The sequence below is a fragment of the Borreliella valaisiana VS116 genome (assembly GCF_000170955.2).
GTDB lineage: Bacteria > Spirochaetota > Spirochaetia > Borreliales > Borreliaceae > Borreliella > Borreliella valaisiana.
The window spans coordinates 1-18,022 of the sequence record NC_012169.1 but is presented as its reverse complement, the minus strand read 5'-3'; the positions used below and the strand labels follow the sequence as shown (position 1 = coordinate 18,022).

The 18,022-nt window shown below is 26.0% G+C and carries 18 protein-coding genes; all 18 read left to right on the top strand.

Annotated features, from left to right (window positions below; all coding sequences use genetic code 11):
- The coding region (locus BVAVS116_RS06540; RefSeq protein ID WP_210753483.1) for a variable large family protein at positions 1–1,317 on the top strand (1,317 nt) is incomplete at its 5' end.
- Between the two features lie 271 nt (positions 1,318–1,588).
- A complete protein-coding gene (locus BVAVS116_RS06130; RefSeq protein WP_012665435.1) occupies positions 1,589–2,683 on the top strand; it encodes a plasmid maintenance protein in 1,095 nt (364 codons plus the stop codon).
- 9 nt (positions 2,684–2,692) lie between these two features.
- Positions 2,693–3,253: a DUF226 domain-containing protein gene (locus tag BVAVS116_RS06125; RefSeq protein WP_012665434.1), complete on the top strand. Its 561-nt coding sequence runs from the start codon at positions 2,693–2,695 to the stop codon at positions 3,251–3,253.
- Positions 3,229–4,044, top strand: a complete 816-nt coding sequence (locus tag BVAVS116_RS06120) for a ParA family protein (RefSeq protein WP_012665433.1) — start codon at positions 3,229–3,231, stop codon at positions 4,042–4,044. Before BVAVS116_RS06125 ends, BVAVS116_RS06120 begins: the two co-directional genes overlap by 25 nt.
- Before the next feature lie 30 nt (positions 4,045–4,074).
- Entirely contained in the window at positions 4,075–4,653 is a 579-nt protein-coding gene (locus tag BVAVS116_RS06115) for a chromosome replication/partitioning protein (protein WP_012665432.1), read from the top strand.
- A gap of 281 nt (positions 4,654–4,934) precedes the next feature.
- A complete protein-coding gene (locus BVAVS116_RS06110) occupies positions 4,935–5,810 on the top strand; it encodes a complement regulator-acquiring protein (RefSeq protein WP_012665431.1) in 876 nt (291 codons plus the stop codon).
- A 248-nt stretch (positions 5,811–6,058) separates the two neighbouring features.
- A complete protein-coding gene (locus BVAVS116_RS06105) occupies positions 6,059–6,865 on the top strand; it encodes a tetratricopeptide repeat protein (protein ID WP_012665430.1) in 807 nt (268 codons plus the stop codon).
- 31 nt (positions 6,866–6,896) lie between these two features.
- Complete coding sequence (locus tag BVAVS116_RS06100; RefSeq protein WP_012665429.1) at positions 6,897–7,673, top strand: hypothetical protein; 777 nt, start codon at positions 6,897–6,899, stop codon at positions 7,671–7,673.
- A 25-nt stretch (positions 7,674–7,698) separates the two neighbouring features.
- Positions 7,699–8,043: an ATP-binding cassette domain-containing protein gene (locus BVAVS116_RS06095; RefSeq protein ID WP_012665428.1), complete on the top strand. Its 345-nt coding sequence runs from the start codon at positions 7,699–7,701 to the stop codon at positions 8,041–8,043.
- Between the two features lie 24 nt (positions 8,044–8,067).
- Complete coding sequence (locus BVAVS116_RS06090) at positions 8,068–9,294, top strand: ABC transporter permease (RefSeq protein ID WP_012665427.1); 1,227 nt, start codon at positions 8,068–8,070, stop codon at positions 9,292–9,294.
- Positions 9,287–10,018, top strand: a complete 732-nt coding sequence (locus tag BVAVS116_RS06085) for a hypothetical protein (RefSeq protein ID WP_012665426.1) — start codon at positions 9,287–9,289, stop codon at positions 10,016–10,018. The genes BVAVS116_RS06090 and BVAVS116_RS06085 overlap by 8 nt, the downstream gene beginning before the upstream one ends.
- A gap of 13 nt (positions 10,019–10,031) precedes the next feature.
- Positions 10,032–11,066 carry a hypothetical protein gene (locus BVAVS116_RS06080; protein ID WP_012665425.1) on the top strand — a complete coding sequence of 345 codons (1,035 nt, stop codon included), beginning with the start codon at positions 10,032–10,034 and terminating at the stop codon, positions 11,064–11,066.
- Positions 11,067–11,083: 17 nt separating this feature from the next.
- Complete coding sequence (locus tag BVAVS116_RS06075; RefSeq protein WP_012665424.1) at positions 11,084–12,082, top strand: hypothetical protein; 999 nt, start codon at positions 11,084–11,086, stop codon at positions 12,080–12,082.
- A 23-nt stretch (positions 12,083–12,105) separates the two neighbouring features.
- Positions 12,106–12,219, top strand: a complete 114-nt coding sequence (gene borA, locus BVAVS116_RS07015; RefSeq protein ID WP_128650804.1) for a TOMM family putative cytolysin BorA — start codon at positions 12,106–12,108, stop codon at positions 12,217–12,219.
- A gap of 260 nt (positions 12,220–12,479) precedes the next feature.
- A complete protein-coding gene (locus BVAVS116_RS06070; RefSeq protein WP_012665423.1) occupies positions 12,480–13,406 on the top strand; it encodes a SagB/ThcOx family dehydrogenase in 927 nt (308 codons plus the stop codon).
- Between the two features lie 12 nt (positions 13,407–13,418).
- Positions 13,419–14,465 (top strand): hypothetical protein, encoded by a 1,047-nt coding sequence (locus BVAVS116_RS06065; RefSeq protein WP_012665422.1) that lies wholly within the window; start codon positions 13,419–13,421, stop codon positions 14,463–14,465.
- An 11-nt stretch (positions 14,466–14,476) separates the two neighbouring features.
- Positions 14,477–15,802 (top strand): YcaO-like family protein, encoded by a 1,326-nt coding sequence (locus BVAVS116_RS06060; RefSeq protein WP_012665421.1) that lies wholly within the window; start codon positions 14,477–14,479, stop codon positions 15,800–15,802.
- Between the two features lie 49 nt (positions 15,803–15,851).
- Positions 15,852–16,397 carry a CPBP family intramembrane glutamic endopeptidase gene (locus BVAVS116_RS06055; RefSeq protein ID WP_244427567.1) on the top strand — a complete coding sequence of 182 codons (546 nt, stop codon included), beginning with the start codon at positions 15,852–15,854 and terminating at the stop codon, positions 16,395–16,397.
- Positions 16,398–18,022: the final 1,625 nt, after the last annotated feature.

Here is an 18,022-nt window from a genome sequence, read left to right as displayed (position 1 = left end):
AATGTGCTAAAAGATGTTGAAGCTGCTCGTGATGGTGCTGCCAACAAAGATGCGGGGAAGTTGTTTAAGACTACTGGTGGTGGTGGTTTAGCTGATGCTGCGGCTGTTGCGAAGGCGGCTGCTGCTGTTAGTGCGGTTAGTGGGAAGCAGATAATAAAAGCGATTGTTGATGCTGCTGGTGAGGATCAGCAGGCAGGCGAGAAGGCTGCTGAGGCTGCGAATCCGATTGCGGCTGCTATTGGGACGAATAGGGATGCTGGTGCTGGGTTTAATAATGGTAGAATGCAGAATAATGGTAAGATTGCGGCTGCTATTGTTTTGAGGGGGTTGGCTAAGGATGGAAAGTTTGCTGCTTCTAATGATAATGGTGCTAAGAAGGAGAGTGTGAATAGTGTGGTTGAGAGTGCTGTTGGTGAGATGAGCACATGGTTAGAGGATATGATAAAGGCTGCTGCTGGTGATGCTGCTAATGGTGCTGCAGGTAAGGAAGCTAATAAGGAGAGTGTTAAAGAGATTGCGAAGGGGATAAAGGGGATTGTTGATGCTGCTGGGAAGTCTGGTGGTAATGCGCTAAAAGATGTTGTAGCTGCTGGTGATAATGATGCCAACAAAGATGCGGGGAAGTTGTTTAAGACTCATGCTGCTTTAGATGATGTTGCGGCTGTTGCGAAGGCGGCTGCTGCTGTTAGTGCGGTTAGTGGGAAGCAGATAATAAAAGCGATTGTTGATGCTGCTGGTGCGGGTGCGGATCAGCAGGGTGCGGAGGCTGCTCAGGCTACGAATCCGATTGCGGCTGCTATTGGGACGGATAGGGATAATGCTGCTGCTGGGTTTAATGCTATGCAGAATAATGGTAAGATTGCGGCTGCTATTGTTTTGAGGGGGTTGGCTAAGGATGGAAAGTTTGCTGCTAATAATAATAATGGTGGGAAGGCTGTAAATGTGAATAGTGTGGTTGGTGAGATGAGCGCATGGTTGGAGGATATGATAAAGGCTGCTGGTGATGCTATAAAGGGTGCTGCTGCTGGTCCGATTGGGAATGCTGCTAATGAGCAAGGTAAGGAAGCTAATGAGGAGAGTGTTAATGGGATTGCGAAGGAGATAAAGGGGATTGTTGATGCTGCTGGGAAGGCTGGTGGTAAGGATGGTAATGGGCTAAAAGATGTTGAAGCTGTTAATGATGGTAATGCCAATGCAGATGCGGGGAAGTTGTTTAAGACTCGTGCTGGTGGTGGTTTAGCTGCTGGTGATGTTGCGAAGGCGGCTGCTGCTGTTAGTGCGGTTAGTGGGAAAGCAGATAATAAAAGCGATTGTTGATGCTGCTGGTGAGGCGCAGCAGGCGGGTGCGCAGGCTAATCGGGCTGCGAATCCGATTGCGGCTGCTATTGGGGCGGATGCTGCCGCAGCTTTTTAGATTTTTAAAATAGCCATTCTCTAAAGAATGATTCACAGGCTTAACTTAAGATAGCTCTTACATTGACTTTATCTATTTATATATTATTTCTTAATTAAATTCATTCACATTTGCTTTTAAATTAATTTTGATCTACTATATATACTAGATATGCACAAATTAAGGAGAAGTGAAATGGAAAAAGTAGAAAGATTTAAAAACAAATACCAACACAAACTAATAGTATTAGTATCAACGCTTTGCTATGTAAACAATAACCATAAAAAATATTCACAAAGTAACATACTTTATTATTTTAATGAAAATTTAAAAAGAAATGGTCAAAACCCTATTAAAATAAAAACATTGCAAAACTATCTTTACAGTCTAGAAAAAGAATTTGAAGTAACAACCAATTATTATAAACACCTGGGGGTTAACTGCGGAACCGAAATTTATTATAAACTTAAATATCAAAAACAAAAATGCTATCATAAAATAAACCAATATTTTAAAGAGAAAAAAGAAATTAGATTTAACTCAAGAGTAAGTACATTTTTTAAAACCCCACAACCAAAAAAGGGGAGTGTAGAATTAAAGGAATGTAGTAATAATAATAATAATAAAGAAGAAGAGAAAGAAACAATTAAAAAAATTGAAAATTTACAAATAAAAAATTATGCTAGAAAATGTAAATTTATAACAAGTTCATTTTCAAAAATCATAGATCTCAATATAAAAAAAAATATCAAAATCGAAATGCTAAAAGAAATCAAAAAAATTGAAAATTTTTTTAAAAAAAATTTTTATAAAAATCATAAAAAAAATAAAACAATAAAAGTAAAGAAAAAAGAACTAAGTATATTATTAGAAGAAAACAAAAGAATTTTAGAAAAAGAAGGACTAAATAAAAAAAAACTAGATACATACTTTCAATGTGTATATTCAAAATACGAAAATAAGCCACATTTTATATTGGATTGCAATAAATATGACGATTTAAAAAAAATAATAAATAAAATAAAAAAAAATATAAATAAAAATAATATAAAAACAACAAAAAAAAACATAAAAAACAATATACTTAATATACTATTTGAACAATTAAAAATAAAATCTGAAATTGATAACGAAATTTTAATAAAAATAATAAAAATTTACCTAAATCAAATAGAAAAACCAAAATACACTGATTTATTTAATAATAAATACTATGATGAACTACTAGAATTAATTAAAAATAAAAATAACTTAAAAAACTTTTTTATCAATCAAAAAGTTATTAGTTAGGAACAAGCTATGAAAAACCTTTTAGAAAAACTTAAAGAAAAAAAAACAAAAATAAAACCAGAAAGAAATAATAACATTTTTGTTAAAATTGAAAAAAAAGATGACAAAAGTATATACCATACGAAAATATTTTTAGATTTTCATGCATTTGGAACCAAGAAAAATCAAAATTATAGATTTTTAATCTCGTTTAGAAAATTGCTTGACAGGAAAAAAACAGAAGCATTTAGTCTTTTTTCTTTAAAAGATGAAGACAAATTTTTAGGAATTAATTATGGTTGCAGAAAACCAATAAAAAATGTTTTAAGAAGATACGAGGAAAATAATAAATTAAAAACAGCTACATTTTCAAAAATACATTATATACGATTTAAATTCAAGAAAGGAAGCATATTTTGTTATGTTGTAGGAATTTCTTATTTATTAAGAAAAGATAAAATTAAAAAAAAATATTATAAATCCTTGATTAAAATACTTTTAACTCTAGAAAAGGAAATATATGAATTTTACAACAAAAAACTATCAAATGGGGGGATTATAACCAAATGGATAGAAAAAGAACAAAAATAATAACCATTGCTAGTATAAAAGGAGGCGTTGGAAAAAGTACAAGTGCTATAATTCTTGCTACAATTTTATCAAAAGAATACAAGGTGTTATTAATTGATATAGATACACAAGCATCGACTACCAGTTATTTTTATGAAAAATTAAAAGAAAATAATATAGACATAGAAAGAAAAAACATTTGTGAAGTTTTAAAAAACAACTTAGACATTAATAGTGTAACTGTTAACGTAGGAAATAATTTAACCTTAATTCCCAGCTATTTAACATTACATAGTTTAAATGGAGATTTTTATTGTCTAAATAAACATAAAGCTATTGATTTAAAATTAAAAATGGAAATAAAAAGATTAAAAATCAATTATGATTACATAGTGATTGATACAAACCCTAGTCTAGACTTGACATTAAGGTGTGCTTTAAATGCCACTCATTATATTGTGATACCAATGACAGCTGAAAAATGGACATTTGAAAGTTACGAACTTTTGGAATTTTTCATTAAAAGTTTAGAAAAGTTAGTACCAATTTTTTTTATTATAACTAGATTTAAAAAAACTAATACACATAAAGAATTGTTAAAAATAATGCAAAAAAAGAATAACTTTTTAGGTGTTGTATCAGAAAAAGAAGGTTTGAATAAAAAAATTGCAACTAATAGTGAATTCGATTTAAACTCAAATTATATATTAGAATATAATTATATATTAAAAAATTTAATATCTCATATAAAAATTTATTCGGAAAAAATGGAAACTCTCAAAATAAATTGTCCAGCGCTAGACAATTTATAAATTAGAATTTTAACAAAACAAGGATTTTTTATGAATAAAAAAAACATTAATGAAATAGCTATTAATCCAAGAAATTTAAACCACAATAAAAATTCTATTTTAAATGCCAATAATGATGTTCAAGCATTTAACGATAAAGAAAGATTTGAATTTTTAAAAAATAAACTAAAAGATAATGTAAAAGAGGATATTTATAATAAAATAGAGGCCATGTATATTTTAATGGAAATCAAAAATAAAGCTTATTACAAGCTTGATGGATATAAAAGTTTTGAAAAATTCATAAAAGATTATAGATTAGCCAGATCTCAAGCATATACGTATTTAAAAATAGCTGGTGCAATTAAAGAGGGTGTTTTGAAACAAGAATATTTAGTTGAGAATGGTTTTAGACAATCGATGCTATTTTTGATAAATCATGAGAATGAAGTAGGGAAACTCCCAAATCAAAGTTCAAAAAAGTTTTTAAGGCTTCAGCTTAAAAATCAAGAAAGTTACTTTTTTTATAAAAAAAACTATAAGTTTACAGAGTTTTTTTTAGATAAAGTTTTTTTAGATAAAAAAGATTGGATTGAGCAAATTATGAAAGAATTTAAGGAAAAAATTTAATAATTTATTATATGACTGTTGATTTTATTTTTAAATTGGTGTATCCTTAAGGCAAGGATAAGTTTTTCATTTAAAATTTACCTTAATTTGTGACCGCCATTGTGAGCTATTAGAGCTTAATTAAGCTTTTTTGTTAACAAAAAAGCTTAATTAAGCTCTAATATTAAGCACTATTTAATTTGTATCAATAATTTTTATTGAGTTTGATATCTTATTATACAAGCTTTAAGTATGTCGATTTTTCTTAAGTAAATTTTTTTTAAAATTTCAAATCTCTTTTAATGAATATTAAAAGAGATTTGAAATTAACATACATTGATATATATATTAATTTAAATTGCTATAATAAGGAGAATATTTTGAAAAAAAATAATTTAATTATAATAATTTATTTTTTAAGCTTTTCGTCATGTAATTCCGCAAATTCAGCATTAAAAAACAAGGATTTTGAATTTAATCAAAGCGAAAAGATAATTGAAGCTAATTTAAAATTAGACGAAAATCACTTGAAAAGCGAAGTAGTTCAAGATGATTTGATAGTTAAAATAATTGAAATTACTAAGCGTATTAGGTCAAAGATAATCTTAGATAGAGCAAAGATCGAACCTTTGGATCAATTTGGGATGAAAGACTTTGTATTTAATAATCTTATAGTAGACTCCAATCGTGAGAAGTATTCTCATAATGAAAACAAAGATATACGAAGAAAGTTTTATTCATCTTTGAATTATAACGAAAAATTGATAAGAGTTTTTGGTAAAATTCTTAATAAAATATCAAGCAATGTGGATAATCAAAATTTAGATTTGCTTATTGTTAAGGCTGGACAATATTATTCTCAATATGAGTTAGAATATTCGGCTGAAAAAATAAACGAGCAAATGGATAAATTAATTAATTTGAATATAGGAGAATTAAGTCTTATTTTAAGCAAGCTTAAAGAGTTGATGACTTTTAAAACAAGGTGGATTGATATTATAAATCAAATTGTTAGCTATTGTGAAAATAATATCAATTTGAATGATATTAAAGATGATTTGGGAAAAATGATAGGATGTATTGAGTACATTAATTCAAAATATGAATATTTTTTCAAGTATGAAATACTTAAAACCGAAATTTTATCTTCTGAAATAACAAAAATTTTAGATAAGTAATCAAGGGATTCATTTATTTTTTTATCAAGAATATATCAAGGAAAAAATTTTTTCCTTGATATATTCTTGCAGTTTAAAATTTGTATATTTTATATAATTATATTTTTATATTTTGTGTTCTGATATGTAAATTGTAACTTAATAAGTTTAATTATTAGTAATTTTTGAAAAAATTTTATTTTTTTTATAACTAAATATAGATAAATTTATTTATTGAATTATCCTTAATCATAAGGTGGTAAAAGGTTATGAAATTTTTTTTCAATTGTCTCTTTTTTCTAATTTTAAATTTTAATTTACTATATTCTAATTCCTTTGAAGCTTTGAATATAGAATATAATAATATTCTAGAAAAGTATTATTCTGGTGATAATAACAATAATAAATTTGTTTTAAAAGAGCAATCTGATTATATAAACTTTTATATAGATAAATTTAAAACTTTGTATGGAAAATTAGAATCATTTAAGGATAGTAGAAAAAATTATCTTACTAGCATTGTTAATTTGCAGATTGCATCTTTAGTTCAAAGCGTAAATGTCAAAAATTCTTCTGATAGTTATTCTATATTTTTAAGTACAAAAGGTGTTCTTTTAGATTTTATTTCTTCTTCATTTTTTAAAGATTGTCAAAAATCAATTAGAAGTGATGCATATAGAGTATTGGGGGATTTAAATTTGTCTATTTTAAGATATATGGGTGGCATAAAATTAGTTAAAATCTCAAATGAAGCTAAAAATGCATTAATTAAATCTTTAGAAATTGACAATAAAAATGTATTTGCCAATATTTCTTTAGCAACTTGGTATTTATATTCTCCAAGAATTTCGGGTGGTAGTCCTAAAAAGGCAATAGAATTTTTGCAGAAGGCTCTTAAATATAGTAAAAAAAGCTTAGAAAAATATTTAACAAATGTATGGCTAAGTCAGGGATATTTTCGACTTAAAAGAGAAAATGAATATAAAAGGCATTTAAATGAGGCTAAAAACATATTTCCTGATGGACTTTTTCATAAAATAGTTATTGAAAGAAATAATTTAGGAGAGTTGCCTTAATTGTTTCCTATTTTTTATAGGTAAAAATTCTATGAAACTGAAAAGTGGTTTGTTGATTTTTTTTATTTCATTTAATTTATTTGCTTTTGATAATGATGTAGAGAAATATATAGAGAAAATTGAAGAAATTCATACCAATTATTATTCTGTGGGCTTAAAATTTGATATTTTAAATTATGCAAAGATGTTGATATTTTCTCTTTCTAAAATTGAAAATAACATTTTATCTAATTATAGAGAAAGAAGCCTTAAATTTAATTATTTTAATTTGCTTATTTCCTTAGTTTTTTGTGATATTGCCTATTTAATAGATGATGTTGATGAATACAAAAATTTAATTAATAGGGTGTTAAATAAATATAGTGTTAAAGCTTCTTTTAATTTTCACGAGTTTTCTGATTATTTTAGAGCTTTAGGAGAGCTTGCTTTGAATTTAATAGTTCACGATTCTTCTAATTCTTATTTTTATATTATAGATGGAAAAAGATTTTTGGATAAAGCTTTAATGATTGATAATCAAAATTATAAAGTTAATCTACCTTTAGCAATATTTTATACATCAGGAATTACAAATAAAACTTTTAGTAAGAATTTCTTTGCTCTCTATTATTTAAATAGAGCGGAAGAAACTTTTGTGAATAAAAGGCAAAGATATTTAAAAGAAATAGTGAAAAGCTCTTTTTTGATACGTAATAACAGAAGAGTTGAAGCAATAGATTGTTTGCAATCTGCTTGTAAAATATTTCCCAATGGGTATCTTGCAGGAATTGCTTTTGAAAAATTGAAGAAAGGTAAGCCTTTCTTTTGATTATAGTTAGGTTAAGGTTAAAGATATGAAACTAAGCGTCAACACTATTAATAAAAGTTACAAAATTTTTAAAGAAATAGTTCATACAAACAAATATATATCCTTTAGTTTGAAATCAAAAGACATGGTTTGGCTGTCGGGTCCAACAGGAAGTGGTAAAACTACTTTAATTGATTTAATTTCAGGTATAGATATCATAGACAGTGGAGAGATAGTATTAGATTGTTTTGTTTTAAGTTCTATGAAAGATAAGCAAAGAACTTTTTTTAGAAAATGTAATATAGAAAAAGATGTAATAGGACTGTTTGTTTTACATAATTTTAGTTTAGAAGAATTTGCTAATAGATTTTTTCAGAATAGAAGATGGTAGATTATTTTATTTTTAGAGGTAATGATGCTTAAGTTGGCTTTTTTTAATATTTTTAGAGATGTAAGACGATCTATGATGGTTTCGTTTCTTTTGTCGAGTTCAGTAGTGTTTTTATTACTTTTTATAGGATATATGAATTATAGTAGTGAAGGCATGGAAATGGGGCTTGTTTCCTCTACAGGACATATTCAGATTGCTAGAAAAAATTATTTTAATCCCAAGTTTAGCGGTATTAAAAATAATTTAGTCTTAAAAGATTTTGAAATATTGCAAATCAAAAACGAGATAAATAAATATTCTGAGTTTAAATATAGCAATTTAATAGTAAATTTTGAAGGACTGATTGGCAATTCTTTTGCAAGTAAACCCTTTTTTGCTACTGCATTTGAAGATCCTGATTTTGCAACAAAAAGTTTATCTTTGGTAGATGGGAATCCCCTTTTTGATAGTTCTGTTGGTGATTTTTTAATTGGGAGTAGTTTAGCAATGTCTCTTGGTATAGAAAATTTAACAAAAGAGAATTCTAAGTTAACTTTGATGACAGATATGTTGGGTGAAGGTCTTGCTTTGCAAGATATTAGATTGTCAGGAATTGTTAAATTTCCAGTTATTCAAACAGATAGCATGGTTGTTATTACTAGTATAAATACATTGAAAAGTTTTTTTGATTTTAAAGATGGTGCTCATTTAATACAAGTCTATTTAAAAAACAACTCTTTTTTAAATAGTTTTAAAAATAAGTTAGATTATTTAAGAAATAAAAGCAATATAGATTTTGAATATAACGATTGGTATGAAATTAATCCGTCTTTCAAATCTATTGTAGGAATTAATAAAATAATGTTTAAATTTTTGGCAATATTAATAATATTGATGATATTTATATCATTTTTTCAAATAATGACAGCACTTAGTCTTGAAAGAACTAGAGAGCTTGGAACTTTAAGAGCAATTGGTCTTACAAAATTAGAGCTTTTTTGTACTTTATTTTTGGAAATATTTATTCTTGCTGTTATAAATATAATTTTAGGCATTGCTATTTCTTATTTTTTAAAATTGATAATCGGATTTCAACAGATAAGATTTTCTCCCCCAGGGTATACAGAATCTTATTTTATTAATTTTTCATATTATTTTAGCGATATTTGTTTCGTTTCTTTTTTTATTTTTTTAGTTGCAATTATTTCTTCAGTTTTGCCTTTTATTAAGGCAAGTAAGAGATCAATAGTGGAGGTAATAAATAATGTTTAACAATTTTATTGTTATTATTTGTCTTTGTGTTTCTAGTTTTTTATATTCTAATGAATCAAATTCTTTGGTAAAGGATTTTTCTAGGCTGGCTTTTCCTAATATTGAGCCAGGAGTTTATGTTGTTAATTTAGTTTATGAAATTTATTTGGATGGAGTTTTAAAAGAAAAAAGTAAGGGATTCTCAATTATAAATTCAAATAATTCAAATTCTTGCCTAGTGTATACGGAAGGTAAAAAATTAGACATAGCATTTCTTGTAATTAGAGACACAGGTTACTTTATGTTAAGTAGTAAATCTTCAAATCCTATTAAAGTTAGTCCGTCTTATAAGGTTAAGGGTATATCTTCATTGCAAGACATTATTGGATTAAGGTTTGAAGAAGATTTTAGCTTTCTTGAAAAAAGAAATAAAAATCTTTTGAAGTTTAAAACAAAAAAAGCATCTCTTTATCCATTTGTTGATTTAATTAGATATGATTCAAATAAATTTTCGACTTTACACAAAGATAGGAACTCTCATGTTTTAAGAGAAGTTCTTTATAAGAAGGGCCTTATTAGCGGTATTAGTGCTTTTTCTAGTATTGAAGTTGTTGATAGGATTTTTGAGAATCATCGTACAATAGTATATACAAAAAATTTTTCCAAAACCAATTTAAATAATTCTATTTTTACTATGAAAGGTTTTTTAAGAGTATTTGATATTGCTAAAAACTATTTAAAATAAGGATAAGTTAAAAATGGAACTTGCCAAATTTTTGTTGTTTTGCTTTTTATTAATAATACCTAGCTTTTTATTTTCTAATATTATTATCAAGGAGCAGCTTGGATTAAGTAGTAATTTTTCATATTTTTTTTCAGATTATGATGAGAAAGATTTTCTTGGTACTGGAATATTCAGCTTTGAAAATGAATTTTATTTAGGAGTTTTTATTAATCATGGTATTTTTGAATTTGGAGTTGCCCCTTCTTTGACTATAAAGAAGGAGCAACATTATTTAAGTTTTAAAAATTTGTTTTTAAATTTTTATTTTGATAGTTTAATTATTAAACTAGGAAAGCAAAATTATCATTTAGGTAGTGGATTAATAGAGAATATTATTTTAGAGAGAATAAAAGATTCAGAAGAATGGTTGGCAGAAATATATTATTTTGTCTCAAATTATATTTTTTCCTTTGGTGCTATATTAGATGAATTTAGCCTTGATGGACTTGAAAAATCGAAATATTTATCTCCTTGGACTTATTTTCAGTTGTCATTTCCTAAGTTAGATCTACTACTAATGGTGGAGACTCCTTTTAATTTAGAAAATAGCAATATAGATATCAAATTTATTTTTGATTTATCTGTTGAAATTTATAGTGGACTATTTTTTTATTCCACTATAAGACATGATTTGCTTTATGATCAAAATTATGTGTTTCGTAGTGAGGATAATAGATATCTCTTAGGTTCTAGGTATTATATTGATTTTGAAAATGGAATTTTAAATTCCATTGCTTTTGTATTTGAAGGTTATTTAAAAAGTAATAATCATTATATATCGACAGGGTTTATTTTAACTTGGATTGAAGGTTTACTTAAAACATCGTGCTTTTTAAAAACAAATTTAAATGATAATGCTTGGCAAATTTATTTTGAAAGTAACTTTGATATTACTAAAGGTTTTTCTTTAAAAATTAAAAGCATATATGAGCCTTTTGAGAAAAAGATTTTATTGAAAAATATGCCTTTTAATCAAATATTAAGTATTGGTATTAGTTTTAAGGTTTAAAGGAAGAATAGGAAATAATGAAAAAGGTGATTGTATTTTTAATATGTTTTAACTTATTTTCAAAGGAACTCAATAATTTAAAGATTAATGGCATAGGCTTTGACTTTGACATGGATTATTTATCCATGCCAAATACATTTGATTTGTCTTTATATTATGTTTTAAATGATTCTAAAATTTCTCCTTTTATTGGGCTGGGGTCTGATTATTACAAAACCATTTTATTTGCATCTGGCATTAGTTATTTTTTTAGGAATTTTTTTTCTAAAGTATTTTATGAGATTAGGGCACCGTTTAATTTTGATAAAAAATATATTGAACATATAGGAAATTTTTTATTTGGATATAATTTTTATTATTTTAAATTTGAAAATACTCTTACTATAGGGGTAATTAACAATTTACTTACGGTTGATAATATCGAAAATGTATATTCCAATACACTTACTTTAAAGAATAAGATCAGTTTATTAGTTCCGATTTATTATTCAGAATTTCAAAGAATGGATACCAAAGCGGTTTTTGTTTATAAGTATTTATTAGGTGGTGAAGATCAAATTTATAAGGTGTATTGGAATTTTAAATATCTTTTCTCTATGTTTTTTGGAGAGTTGGGATTTAAGGTGGATTTTTTAAAATCCGGTTCTTTATTTGAGACCGATTTAGAGACCAGAGTAGATTATCAAGCTTTAAATTTATATCCGTTAGCTCTTCCCTTTCTTGATGATCCTAATAGCATTTTTAATACAATTTTTAATTTTGGATTTGAATATAGAGTATTTTTTCTTGAATACTTAAGAAATGCGTTTTCTGATTTATTTTTATCGATATCTTTTGATATAGGATATGGATTTGATGACGTTTTTGTTGATAATGGAAAATTTCTTTATATTACTAGTTTTGGTATTGGTTACAAATTATTTAGAGAAGTTCCATTTGTTTTTAGAATGGGTATAAATCAAGACAAGCAATTTATGCTTGGATTTATAGTAAGTTCAATTAATTTTGATAATTAAAATTTTAAGAAAGGAGAAAGTATATGTTTATTAGAAATAAACATTTTTTGACTAGCATTGGAATAAGTGCCAATTATGCTGTAATACCCGGTGGTTGCTGTTGTAGTTGCACTTGTAGTTGCAGCTTTAGTCTATAAGTCAATATTTGTTGTTTTATTAAAACAACAAATGCTTGATTAGTAAAGGAGGCAAAATAGATGTTTTTTAGGTCTATCTATGTTATAGATTTTAATCTTTTGTGATCATAGGTAGATATTTTTGCTTCTTTTATTTTTAATATTGGTGTATAAAATTTGACTTTTGGATTTGAGTTTAAAAGTTAGGGTTTTAAGTTTACTTAAAATAATTTTACTTTAAATAAAAGTAAAAAATATAAAAATAGTTAAAGGTAATAATTATGGTAAAAAATGATAATGAAAGTTCTGAAGTTTTTAATATGAAGCTATCAGGGATGTATGAAATAAATAATGTTTCAAGAAGTGTGTTTAATAGCAATATTATTGCTATTCCTTCTAATATTAGAATTAAAGCATCTTTATTTGACAAAGATGCAGAAAGTTTGACTCTTAATTATTTATTAAATTTTTCTGAAATTAAAAAATTTTATTTTAATGAAAATATTTCTAAATTTTTGCAAGATCCCGCTGCTATTGCAAATATATCTAACAGAGAATATCGTGAATTTGATGATGATGATGATGTAGTTTTTTTACCTAAAGTTAAAAGACTTAAAATTAAACTTGAAGATGCGTTGCTTAAAAGAAAGTCTTATAGAAAGTTTAAAAATCAATATTTAAATTTGGTGGATTTATCGACGCTTCTTTATTATGCTGCTGGCGATGTTCGATATGATTATGTAGAATTTGGAAATTCAAAACTTAGGCAATCTAGGAAGCCTTATCCATCAGGGGGAGGAATGTATCCTATAGATATTTATTTTTATGTAAATAATGTTGAAAAGCTTGATAAAGGTTTTTATTTATATCAATCTTCAAATAATTCAATTGTTAAGATCAATATTGGTTCGATTAAGATTGAAAATTTACTTACTATTTCGTTTTTTGAAGGTTCTTCTAATTTTAATATTGCTTTCTTTTTTGTTTATAGATATGAGGTTAATTATTTAAAGTATTCAGAGATGAGTTTGTCTTTTGCTTTTATAGAGCTAGGCGCTATTCATCAAAATTTTTCTTTAGTTTCTACTGCTTTGAATTTGGGATATTGTAGTTGGGGAGGGTTTGATAAACCAGAGCTAGAAAAGTGCTTAAAGTTAGATGGAATTAGTGAACATGTAGTTTCAGCTGCTATTTTAGGGAATGTCTAAAAGGAGTAATTAATGAATAATGGTTTGTATTATTTTTCAGATAATGTAAGAGTTTTAAAAGAATCCAAAGGGTTTTTGATTGTTAGGAAGGGGGTTTGGAATTATGAGGACCTGATAATTTCTATTGAAGATTCTTATATTAATGAATTGAGCAAAGTTTTTAATTCTTTGTCTTCTGATGAGGGAATTGATTTAATTCAAATAAAAAACAATAAGGTTAAAAATATTGTTAAAGAATTAATTAATTCTGGGTTTGTTCATTTGAATGAGTTCAGAATTAATAATAGATTTTTAAATTATTTATATTTTGGGCAATATTTGGAAGTTGTTCCCCAAGAGAATCCTTATTTGCTGATTTCAGATGATAGTAGTTTGATTAATATTCTAGAAACTACTGCTAAATCGTTTGATTTAAAGTATGAGCTTTTGAGTCATGAAAACTTGGAATTTTTAAAAACACCTGTTTTTTTAAATAAATTGGATTTAATGCGGTATTCAAAAAGTTTAGATCATTTTAGATCCAAATTTATGCCATTTGAAGGGGTTATTATGTTGTTGGGTAATTTGAACCCATTTTTACTTAGAAATATTAATAGAATTTTAATAGGACTTAATAAACCAATTTTTTTTGGCACCATAGATGGGCCTTTTATGCTGATTACATGTTTAGAGCCTAAAAGAACAGCATGTATTGAATGTTATGAACAAAGGATAATTGCTAGAATGACAGATCATGTACTTTATCATAGATTTAATAAGGAGTATGAAAAACATAAGAGGAACACAGAGTTAATTTCTTCAGGAGATTTTTTAAGTCCAGCTTATTATCATATTGCTTACATTTTAGTTGGGGATGCTTTTACCTTTTTTCAGGTTAAAACATCTAAACTTATGGGGAGAGCTTTGCATATTTATGTGCCTTTTTTTGAATTCCAAAATCAAGATGTTTTGAGAATATCATCTTGTCCTGCTTGTGGATATTTGTCGACTTATAAATCAAGATGTTTGAATATTGAAACTCAAAAGCTTGTTTCAACATTAATTTCTAATTCTAATTAAGGAGCAATATTGTGATTAACTATTATCCTTATTCTAGTAAGCTTTATAGAGATCTTGTTTTTACTAATTCTCCGGCTACAGGTATTGGTCCAGCTTTAGTTACATTGTTACCCTTTCAAAAGGGATTGCCTTTATTATATTCTTCTACATGTATTTTGCCCAATTATCATAAAATATTAATAGGAGAGGCATACAATATGGAATACCATATTTCTGGTTATGGGCGTTCTTATGAGGAGGCTATTACTAGATTGCAAGGTGAAACTATTGAGAGATATTCTCTTTTAATGTCTAAAACTTTATTTCAAGAAGATTTTATTCTTTCTTCTAGAAAGTCTCTTCTAAATACTTCAAAGTATAAAGTTATGCCTTTGGAGTATAGAAACGTTTTTTCAGATTTGGATAGAAATTTTAACCTTCCTTATACAAAAGTTTGTGAGAGTGATGAGATTTATTGGATTTTATTGCCATCTTTAATTCATTCTAATGAAAAAATATGGGTCCCTTGCGATATGATTTTTATGGGTATCCATCAGAATTTTAAAATGCCAACTTTTAGTACAGGAACAGCAGTTCATAGGTCAGTAGAGATTGCACTTAGCAATGCAATAATAGAGGTAATACAATTACATTGCTATATTTCTAATTGGTACATGAAATCTAAAAGGCCTGTGATTGACTGGAAAAGTAATAAATTTTTGAGAAAATCAATTGGTGATTTAGAACTTGAATCTTATTTTGATTTAGTTATTTTGGATTATTCTGATAGGGATTTGGGAATGCCAGTTTATGCAGCATTCTTAAGAAATAAGAAAAAATCGATTCCATATTTAGTTTGTGGAATTCAAGGAGGTTTTAATAAAGAGTATGTTTTGTTAAGAGCTGTAGAAGAAGCTGCTGTAGTTGCTCAGTCTTTACCTTTAATTTATTTTTTTAAGGCTAGAGAGATAAGTAATTTAACATTAAATAGTCTGAGGCACAGTTTTAATTTGGATGATAATTTTTTATATTATTCCAACCTGAATGAAATTTCTTTAAAAGATTCTTTGTTGAATTCTATTATGGATAATGAAACTAGATTAGAGATATCTTCTGAAGAAAACTTAGTTGAAAATGAATTGAATATGAGTTTAAGTATTTTACGATCTGTAAGTAAATATGCTGTTTATTGTGATATAACTCCTCCTGAATTAGAAAGCACATCTTTTAAATCTATAAGGATTCTTGTTCCAGAGTTGCTTAAAATGTGTTTTCCATTTCACCCCTTTGATGAGCATCCATATTTTAAAAAGAAAGGAGAAATTTTAGATGAATATTACCCACACCCAATACCTTAGTTTTTTGTTTATTCCATATTTGCTTTTCCCCTCAGGAGCTTGTATTTTTTTGAATACAAGAAATGCAGTTTTATTTATGAAGCGTTTTTGTTATTTTGCATCATTTTTTATAATTGTTTATTTTAATCTTTTTGCTATAGATATGCCTCCTTTAAGGCTGAAGCATGTATTTTTAATAATTTTTGTACCTATTATTACAATATCTTTAGAAATATTTTTGAGTTATTTTTTAAATAAAAAAGTTCCTGTGTTTTTTATAGGTACTGATAATTATAATATGTCATATTTTATTTCTGTTATTTTTATGGCAATTGCTGAAGAATATGTTTTTAGACTTTTAATTTTTGATTTTTTTTTAGAAAAATTACAATGTGATTTACTAGTTGTTATGTTATTAAGTGCATTTGCGTATGGATTTAATCATATACATTTTGGACTTGCTATTTTTATATCAAAATTTTTGATAGGGATAATTTATTTTTTAGTGTTTTTTATTTTTAAAGATTTTTATTGTGTTGTTTTAATTCATGTACTTAGCAACATAATTGTTTTTGGTTTAAGTTTTTTGCAAATTAAGGGTAAATTATGTTTTTAATTTTAATTTCAATTTTTTCTGTAAGTTTGTTTTTAAGTTTTGGTTTAGTTAGGACTTATTTATTTGATTTTGTTAATCCTCAAAATAGAAAAAAAATAGGAGAAAATTTTTATTTTTATTTATTGCAAAATATAATAAATACTTTTATATATTTAATATGTTTTATTATTAACTTTGATGAAATTAAAAATAGTTGGATTTTAAATTTTGATTTATTAGATGTGGGTTTAAGTTTTTTTTTATTGTATTTGTCAACTATAAATATACTTGGATATTATTTTTTACTATATTTTAAAGTGTTGAGAAATGGTATAATTGAATTTAATAATTCAGTGTTTAGTGATATCATGTGCGTAGTTTTTTCTTTGTTTGAAATTATTTTTAGTTTGGGAATTTTTTTACCCTTTTTAAAGCTATTTAATTATGGTAATTATATAGTTCTTTTCATAGGGGCATTAATATATTCTTTGTTATGTTTAAATAGTAGAGTTTTTATTTTAAAATTTTGTTTTCCTAGTTTTATTTTAAATAGTGTATTATATATGCTTGTATTTTTTTATTTGGCTTTAAATTTTATTTATATAGATAATATATTCCCATCTTTAATAACTTTTATATTTATATCTTGTTGGAATGTTTTTTATAAAAGAAAAAACAATAAGATATAATAAATTAATTTTTTATTATATCAAGCTACAAAAGTAAATCATCCCTAAAATTTATTTTAAAATCACTAATATTTTTGTAAATTTTTATATTTAGGTTCAATTAATTTAGGATTTTTATTATTCAAATTTTTTCGAGAAAATAGGTTTAAATTAAATTTTCGATAATGGTTTTAAGTCTATTAAAGCTATAATATATGTAATGACCTCTGAAGTTTTAAAAATAACAATTCTTAATAGAAATAGATTTTATCTAATGATTTTCAACTATTTTTCTATGTATGAAAACAAGGATCAAAATGTTGAATGATAAGAAAGGTTATTATGAAAAATTAATAAAGATCTTAGAGTAATTGATTTAAGTGAATGTAAGAATTAATTCTCATTCTTAAAGGGAGTTGATAGCAGGTCTCTTTATAGTGCACGGATTGATTTGAACTTTGCGTATAATAATTTTTTATAGAAATTTAAAAAGGGAGTAAAACACAAGAAGTTACTCTAAAAATATAAGATCAAAAAATAGGCAAACTTTTTGATTGCTAAGTCAAAAGAAACGTTACATGAAATCAGAATAACTCTATTTATTTATTTAAAACACTTTTTTTTGCCACGGAACTAATTTTGAATTGCACCATAGATAGGTAATATATTTTTGTCTAAATTTCTCAATATATATAAAAATTTTGTTTGTTCAATGATATAATAAATTACATCATATTTTAAATTGTAATGAGTTTTGATTTTTTAGATGAGAGTTAATGAGATTCCATAAGTCATAATAATTTCAAGTAGTTGGGTGAGTGGTGTTAGAATAATTCATAACATGCTCACCGATTAAGAATGAATTCTTCTAAATTTATTTACGATGGTTTTTCTTCTTAGTGTGCCTGTGTTTGAAAAAAAGCTTGATAAAACATGTTTACAAATTACGGGTTTTTAGTCTATTCGGCTCGGCTATTT

What these genes read in the sequence shown, in the direction of transcription:
- BVAVS116_RS06090 (WP_012665427.1), top strand. Translation starts at nt 8,068, where the DNA reads ATGCTTAAGTTGGCTTTTTTTAATATTTTTAGAGATGTAAGACGATCT.
- BVAVS116_RS06065 (WP_012665422.1), top strand. Translation starts at nt 13,419, where the DNA reads ATGAATAATGGTTTGTATTATTTTTCAGATAATGTAAGAGTTTTAAAA.
- BVAVS116_RS06070 (WP_012665423.1), top strand. Translation starts at nt 12,480, where the DNA reads ATGGTAAAAAATGATAATGAAAGTTCTGAAGTTTTTAATATGAAGCTA.
- BVAVS116_RS06105 (WP_012665430.1), top strand. Translation starts at nt 6,059, where the DNA reads ATGAAATTTTTTTTCAATTGTCTCTTTTTTCTAATTTTAAATTTTAAT.
- borA (WP_128650804.1), top strand. Translation starts at nt 12,106, where the DNA reads ATGTTTATTAGAAATAAACATTTTTTGACTAGCATTGGAATAAGTGCC.
- BVAVS116_RS06115 (WP_012665432.1), top strand. Translation starts at nt 4,075, where the DNA reads ATGAATAAAAAAAACATTAATGAAATAGCTATTAATCCAAGAAATTTA.
- BVAVS116_RS06100 (WP_012665429.1), top strand. Translation starts at nt 6,897, where the DNA reads ATGAAACTGAAAAGTGGTTTGTTGATTTTTTTTATTTCATTTAATTTA.
- BVAVS116_RS06110 (WP_012665431.1), top strand. Translation starts at nt 4,935, where the DNA reads ATGAATATTAAAAGAGATTTGAAATTAACATACATTGATATATATATT.
- BVAVS116_RS06085 (WP_012665426.1), top strand. Translation starts at nt 9,287, where the DNA reads ATGTTTAACAATTTTATTGTTATTATTTGTCTTTGTGTTTCTAGTTTT.
- BVAVS116_RS06125 (WP_012665434.1), top strand. Translation starts at nt 2,693, where the DNA reads ATGAAAAACCTTTTAGAAAAACTTAAAGAAAAAAAAACAAAAATAAAA.
- BVAVS116_RS06075 (WP_012665424.1), top strand. Translation starts at nt 11,084, where the DNA reads ATGAAAAAGGTGATTGTATTTTTAATATGTTTTAACTTATTTTCAAAG.
- BVAVS116_RS06080 (WP_012665425.1), top strand. Translation starts at nt 10,032, where the DNA reads ATGGAACTTGCCAAATTTTTGTTGTTTTGCTTTTTATTAATAATACCT.
- BVAVS116_RS06120 (WP_012665433.1), top strand. Translation starts at nt 3,229, where the DNA reads ATGGATAGAAAAAGAACAAAAATAATAACCATTGCTAGTATAAAAGGA.
- BVAVS116_RS06095 (WP_012665428.1), top strand. Translation starts at nt 7,699, where the DNA reads ATGAAACTAAGCGTCAACACTATTAATAAAAGTTACAAAATTTTTAAA.
- BVAVS116_RS06130 (WP_012665435.1), top strand. Translation starts at nt 1,589, where the DNA reads ATGGAAAAAGTAGAAAGATTTAAAAACAAATACCAACACAAACTAATA.